The organism is Stenotrophomonas maltophilia (genome assembly GCF_013464485.1).
Classification (GTDB): Bacteria; Pseudomonadota; Gammaproteobacteria; order Xanthomonadales; family Xanthomonadaceae; genus Stenotrophomonas; species Stenotrophomonas maltophilia_AW.
On record NZ_RAUX01000057.1, the window covers coordinates 22,732 to 29,200 of the forward strand.

At 66.9% G+C, this 6,469-nt stretch carries 3 protein-coding genes; 1 reads left to right on the plus strand and 2 read right to left on the minus strand.

Annotated elements, in window-relative coordinates; all coding sequences use genetic code 11:
• Window positions 1-9: 9 nt before the first annotated feature.
• Both D7Y61_RS20860 and D7Y61_RS20865 read right to left on the minus strand, forming a co-directional pair.
• Window positions 10-3,243, minus strand: coding sequence for an efflux RND transporter permease subunit (locus D7Y61_RS20860; RefSeq protein ID WP_180869057.1), 3,234 nt, complete (start codon window positions 3,241-3,243; stop codon window positions 10-12).
• Between the two features lie 73 nt (window positions 3,244-3,316).
• Window positions 3,317-4,558, minus strand: a complete 1,242-nt coding sequence (locus D7Y61_RS20865; protein ID WP_180869059.1) for an efflux RND transporter periplasmic adaptor subunit — start codon at window positions 4,556-4,558, stop codon at window positions 3,317-3,319.
• Between the two features lie 188 nt (window positions 4,559-4,746).
• Here D7Y61_RS20865 and D7Y61_RS20870 point away from each other — a divergent pair, with 188 nt between their 5' ends.
• Window positions 4,747-6,066 carry a M20 family metallopeptidase gene (locus tag D7Y61_RS20870; protein WP_180869061.1) on the plus strand — a complete coding sequence of 440 codons (1,320 nt, stop codon included), beginning with the start codon at window positions 4,747-4,749 and terminating at the stop codon, window positions 6,064-6,066.
• Window positions 6,067-6,469: the final 403 nt, after the last annotated feature.

Sequence of the window (6,469 nt, forward strand, 5' to 3'; positions counted from 1 at the left end):
GGGCGTGGATCATGCCTGCGGCTCCTGCAGCGAACCGTCGCGCAGCGCACGCTGTTCGCGGCGGCGCGCCAGCCATTCGGAGAAGCGTTCCATGTACAGGTAGATCACCGGCGTGGTGTACAGGGTCACCAGCTGCGATAGCAGCAGGCCGCCGACGATGGCGATGCCCAGCGGGCGGCGCAGCTCCGAGCCGATGCCGGTACCCAGTGCCAGCGGCAGCGCGCCGAGCATCGCCGCAGCCGTCGTCATCATGATCGGGCGGAAGCGCAGCAGGCAGGCGCGGCGGATCGCTTCGTGTGCGTTGGCACCGGCGCGGCGGGCCTCGATCGCGAAGTCGACCATCATGATGCCGTTCTTCTTGACGATGCCGATCAGCAGCACGATGCCGACGATGCCATCCACCGACAGGCTCAGCCCGCACAGCATCAGCGCCAGCAGCGCGCCGACACCGGCCGGCGGCAGCGTGGAAATGATCGTGATCGGGTGGATGTAGCTCTCGTAGAGCACACCCAGCACGATGTAGATCACCACCAGCGAAGCCAGCAGCAGCCACACCACGTCGGTCTGGCTGCCGGTGAACTCGGCGGCCTTGCCGATGAATTCGGCATGCAGGTGGGCCGGCATGTCCAGACTGGCCTTGGTCTCTTCGATGGCCTTGACCGCATCGGACAGCGAGTAGCCTGGTGCCACGTTGAACGAAACGGTCACCGCCGGCAGCTGCTGCTGATGGCTGACCACCAGCGGCGCGCTGGTCACCTTGCCTTCGGCCAGCGCCGACAACGGAATGATGTTGCCTGCGCCCACGGTGATGCCGGTGTTCTGCGCGCCGATGCCGGTGGCGGTGGACGAGTTGGACGAGGTGACCTGACCGAAGCTGGTGGCGTTGGTGCCGGTCAGCGCGCCGGCGCCGTTGGACGCCACGGCCAGCTGTTCCATCAGTGCGGTGCTGGTGCGGAACTCCGGCGCCACTTCCAGTACGACGCGATACTGGTTGAGCTCGGTGAAGATTGTCGAGATCTGGCGCTGGCCGAACGCATCGTAGAGGGTGTCATCGATGGTCTGCATCGGCACGCCCAGCACGCTGGCCTTGTCGCGGTCGATGTTCAGTTCCAGCGCGCGGCCCTGGTTGGACAGGTTGTTGTCCACGTCCGCCAGTTCCGGGCGCTTGCGCAGCGCCTCGGTCAGGCGCGTGGCCTGGGTGGCCACGGTCGCGCTGTCCACGTCCGACAGCGAGTACTGGTACTCGGTGGCGGCCACGCGGGTATCCAGGGTCACGTCCTGCACCGGCTTCAGGTACAGCGCCACGCCCGGAATGCCGGCCACCGCCTTCTGCAGGCGCGGCAGGATCTTGTCCAGGCCGTCGCGCTCGCCGCGCTCCTTCAGCACGATCGACAGCTGGCCCTGGTTGAGCGTGGGATTCATGCTGCCAGCACCGATGAAGGCCGACACGCCGGTCACGTCCGGGTCCTGGCGCAGCGCCTCGGCCACCTGCTTGGTGCGCTGCTCCATCTGCGGGAAGGCAATGTTCTGGTCGGCCTGCACCACGCCGGTGATCAGGCCGGTGTCCTGTTCGGGCAGCAGGCCCTTGGGAATCAGCACGTACAGCAGCACGGTCAGCACCAGCGCGCCGCCGGCCACCGCCAGGGTCATGCGCTGGTGGTCCAGCACCCAGTCCAGGCTGCGTTCGTACAGGCCCACGGTGCGCGTCCACAGGTTCTGCTTGCCGGCGGCCGCTGCGCGCTCATGCGCGTCTTCGCCCTCGGGCAGCGCGTCGGGCTTGAGCAGGTAGGCGCACATCATCGGGGTGAGCGTCAGCGAGATCAGCATCGACAGCACCACGGCGATGCTGAGCACCCACGCGAACTCGTGGAACAGACGGCCGGTGACGCCGGGCATCAGCAGCAGCGGCAGGAACACCGCCACCAGCGAGACGGTCAGCGACAGCACGGTGAAGCCGATCTGGCGGGCGCCGATCTCGGCCGCTTCGCGGCCACTCTTGCCCTGCTCGATGTAACGCACGATGTTCTCGATCATCACGATCGCATCGTCCACCACGAAGCCGGTGGCCACCACCAGCGCCATCAGCGAAAGGTTGTCCAGCGACATGCCGGTGAAGGCCATCACCGCGAAGGTGCCGGCCAGCGACAGCGGGACCGCCACCGAGGGAATGATGGTGGCCCACAACCGGCGCAGGAACACGAAGATCACCGCCACCACCAGGCCGATGGTGAGGATCAGGGTGAACTGCACCTCATGCACCGAGGCGCGGATGGTCTCGGTACGGTCGTTGAAGATCTCCAGGTGCACGTCGGCCGGCAGCACGCCCTGCAGCTGCGGCAGGATGGCGCGGATGCGCTCGACGGTCTGCACGATGTTGGCGCCGGGCTGGCGGCGCACTTCCAGCAGCACCGCCGGCTTGCCATCGGCCCAGGCGGCCAGCTGGTCGTTCTCCACGCCATCCACCACTTCGGCCACGTCGGACAGCCGCACCGGACGGCCGTTCTTGTAGCTGATGATGGTGTCGCGGTACTCGGCGGCACTGGTGAGCTGGTCGTTGGTACCGATGCTGTAGGACTGGGTCTTGCCGTTCAACGAGCCCTTCGGCGCGTTGACGTTGGCCTGGGTGAGCGCGCTGCGCAGCTCTTCCAGGGTCAGGCCCATGTTCGACAGTTGCGCAGGATTGACCTGGATGCGCACGGCCGGGCGCACGTTGCCCGCGATCGAGACCAGGCCCACGCCCTGCACCTGCGACAGGCGCTGGGCCAGGATCGAGTCGGCGTAATTGTTGACGTCACGCAGCGGGCGCGTGTCAGAGGTCAGTTTCAGGGTGACGATGGCCGCGTCGGCCGGGTTCACCCGGTTGTAGACCGGCTGGTAGGGCAGCGACGAGGGCAGGGTGGCCTGGCGGATCGCCGCCTGCACGTCCTGCGCGGCGATGTCGATGTTCCGGTCCATCGAGAACTGCAGGATGATCGTGGACAACCCGGCCGACGAGTCGGAGGTCATCAGCTCCAGCCCGGAGATCTGACCGAACTGGCGCTCCAGCGGCGTGGTGACCAGCGAGGCCATGGTGGTGGCGTTGGCGCCAGGGTACTGGGTGGTGACCACCAGGCTGGGCGCATCGATTTCCGGCAGCGCCGACACCGGCAGCTTGCGGTAACCGAGGATGCCCAGCAGCAACAGGCCCGCCATCAACAGCGAGGTGGCGATGGGACGGCGGATGAAGATCGTCGAAAAGCCCACGGACTGATCCTTGCTGGCACTTCAAAGGCAGCGCCGGCAGGCTTGCCGGCGCGGGAAGGTCAGTAGCCTGCGCTCAGCGCGGGCCACCACCGCGACGGCCACCGCCGCCGTTCTTCTGCTCGGCGGCCTTCAGTTCGGCCTCGGTCGGTGCGACCGGGGTCTCGCCCGGCTTCAATGCGGTGACCTTGCTGCCTGGCTTCAGGCGGAACTGGCCTTCACTGACCACCCGCTCGCCACCTTTCAGGCCTTCGGCAATCTGCACCTGGCTGTCGCCCACTTCCACGCCGCTGCGCACGGTCTGCATCTTCACCGTGTTGTCGCCCTGCACGACATAGACGTACTCGCCATCCGGCCCACGCAGCACGGCCTGGGTGGGGATGACCACGCCACCGGCAATCGTGCGCAGCTGCATGCGTACGTTGACGAACTGACCCGGCCACAGGCCGTTGTCGGTGTTGTCGAAGATCGCGCGTGCCTTGAAGGTGCCGCTGTCGGCACTGATCAGGTTGTCGACCACGTCGAGCTTGCCGTCGCCGGACAGAACATGCGAGTCGGCGCGGTCCAGTGCCGATACGGGTACCGCACCGGCGGCCTGCGCCTGGCGCACATCACTGAGCTGGCGCTCCGGCAGGTTGAACAGTACGTGGATGGGATGGATCTGGGTCAGGGTGACCAGTGCGGTGCCGGCGTTGACCACGTTGCCGGCGTCGACTGCACGGATACCGGCGATACCGGTGATCGGCGCGGTGACCTTGGTGTACTGCAGCTGCACCTGCGCCGAGCGCATGCTGGCCTCGTTGGCGGCCACCGCGCTTTCATACTGTGCCACTTGGTTTCGCTGTGTATCCAGATCGGTCTTGGCGACGAACTGGCGATACTCCGGCGCATTCGAGCGCTGGTAGTTGGAGCGCGCGGTGGCCAGCAACGCCTCGTTCTGGCGCTTGGATGCCACTGCCTGGTCATAGCTGGCCTGGGCGGTGCGCGGATCGATCACCGCCAGCACATCGCCCCTCTTCACTTCCTGGCCTTCGCGGAAGTTCAGGCTCATCAGCTGTCCGCCGACCTGCGGGCTGACGGTGACGGTGTTCATTGCCGTCACCGTCCCCAGCGCGCTGGCATAGACCGGCACGTCCTGGCGTGCCGCATCCACCACGGTTACCGGCACCGGGCCGGCATCCGGGTCTTCACCGCCCTGGCGCGCACCTGCCGCCGGGCCATCGGCCTTGTCCTTGCCTCCGCCGAGTACGCGCATGCCGACCACGGCCAGCACCAGTACCGCAACGACCAGCAGCACGATCTTCCAAACACGTGACATTCAAGGACTCCAAGAGGGCTGGACGGGGCGCGGCCCCGGTTGGCAATGCACAAAGCATACCTGCGCCACATCACGTTTCCTGCATGACGGATGGGACGGGCGCTAAGACCGGGTCCGGCCGCGGAGGTTCCCGTAGCGGCAGCGTTGCCCTACATTCAGCTGGAACCCCCTTTGCCGTGGAGATTGCGATGCGCCGTTCGCTGCTGCTGTCCGCCCTGCTGCTGGCCCTGCCGGCCCTTGCCCATGCCCAGGACGGGCAACGCCCCGAAGTGACCGCCGCCGCACAGCGGCTGCAGGCCAAGGTGATCGAATGGCGCCGCGACTTCCATCAGCACCCGGAGTTGTCCAACCGCGAGGTGCGAACCTCGGCCGAGGTCGCCAAGCGCCTGCGTGCGATGGGGCTGAAGCCGAAGACGGGCATCGCCCATCACGGCGTGGTGGCGATCATCGAGGGTGGCAAGCCCGGCCCCAAGATCGCCCTGCGCGCTGATATGGACGCGTTGCCGGTGACCGAGCAGACCGGCTTGCCGTTCGCTTCCAAGGTCACCGACCAGTATCGCGGACAGACCGTGGGCGTGATGCATGCCTGCGGCCATGACGCGCATACCGCCACCCTGCTGGGCGTGGCCGAAGCGCTGGTGGCGATGAAAAAGGACCTGCCGGGCCAGGTGATGCTGATCTTCCAGCCGGCCGAGGAGGGCGCGCCGCCGCCGGAAGAGGGCGGTGCCGCACTGATGTTGAAGGAAGGGCTGTTCGCTGACTTCAAGCCGGAGGCGGTATTTGGCCTGCATGTGTTCTCCAGCGTGCAGGCGGGCCAGATCGCGGTGCGCGGTGGCCCGCTGATGGCTGCCTCGGACCGTTTCGGGATCAAGGTGATCGGTCGCCAGACGCATGGCTCGGCACCGTGGAACGGCGTGGACCCGATCGTCGCCACCGCCGACCTGGTGGGCACCGCGCAGACCATTGTCAGCCGCCGCGCGAACCTGTCCAAGCAGCCGGCGGTGCTGACCTTCGGCGCGATCAACGGCGGCATCCGTTACAACATCATTCCCGATGAAGTGGAGATGGTCGGCACCATCCGCACCTTCGACGAAGGCATGCGCCAGCAGATCTTCGCCGACCTGCGCAACGTGGCTGAACACACAGCGGCCGCGCACGGCGCGAAGGCAGTGACCGACATCTACGAATCGGAAGGCAACCCGGCCACGGTGAACGACCCGGCGCTGACCGCGAAGATGTTGCCGAGCCTGCAGGCGGTGGTGGGCAAGGACAACGTGTACGAGCCGCCGCTGCAGATGGGTGCGGAGGACTTCTCGCTGTACGCGAAGGAAGTGCCGGGCATGTTCTTCTTCGTTGGTTCCACCAGCGTGGGCATCGACCCGGCGACGGCGCCGGCGAATCATTCGCCGAAGTTCCTGCTGGATGAGAAGGCACTGGATGTGGGACTGCGCGCGTTGCTGCAGGTGAGCCTGGATTACCTGCACGGTGTCGGCACTCCTGCGGGGTGAGGGTTTCCGGCAGGGCTTGCAGCCCTGCACCCGCAGAGGCCAAGGCAACAGCCGGAGCAACGGCAGAAGCCGGCTATCTGTGGGTTGGCGGGGCGGGTCCGGTGGCAGGGGACGGCGCAAGTACGTCCCTGTAGCCTCGGTCGCCGCATCCATGCGGCTCACGCCCCTGCCACCGGACCCACCCCGCCTTCGACAGTTTCCCGCGATCTGTCGGAACGGCGCTCTGCTTTGGTAGGTGTCGACCTTGGTCGACACGGGCAGACATCGAGAATGTCTGAAGGATCAGCTTTTGATTTTGATTTTCTGATCTTTTCCGTGGTGGATCGGCGGCAGAAATGTGTCCGGGGGCCGGGGGGGGGGGGGGGGGGGGGGGGGCGGGGCCGGGGGGGGGGGGGGGGGGGGG

Coding starts and splice junctions, on each gene's coding strand:
- D7Y61_RS20865 (WP_180869059.1), bottom strand. CDS start 4,558: ATGTCACGTGTTTGGAAGATCGTGCTGCTGGTCGTTGCGGTACTGGTG.
- D7Y61_RS20870 (WP_180869061.1), top strand. CDS start 4,747: ATGCGCCGTTCGCTGCTGCTGTCCGCCCTGCTGCTGGCCCTGCCGGCC.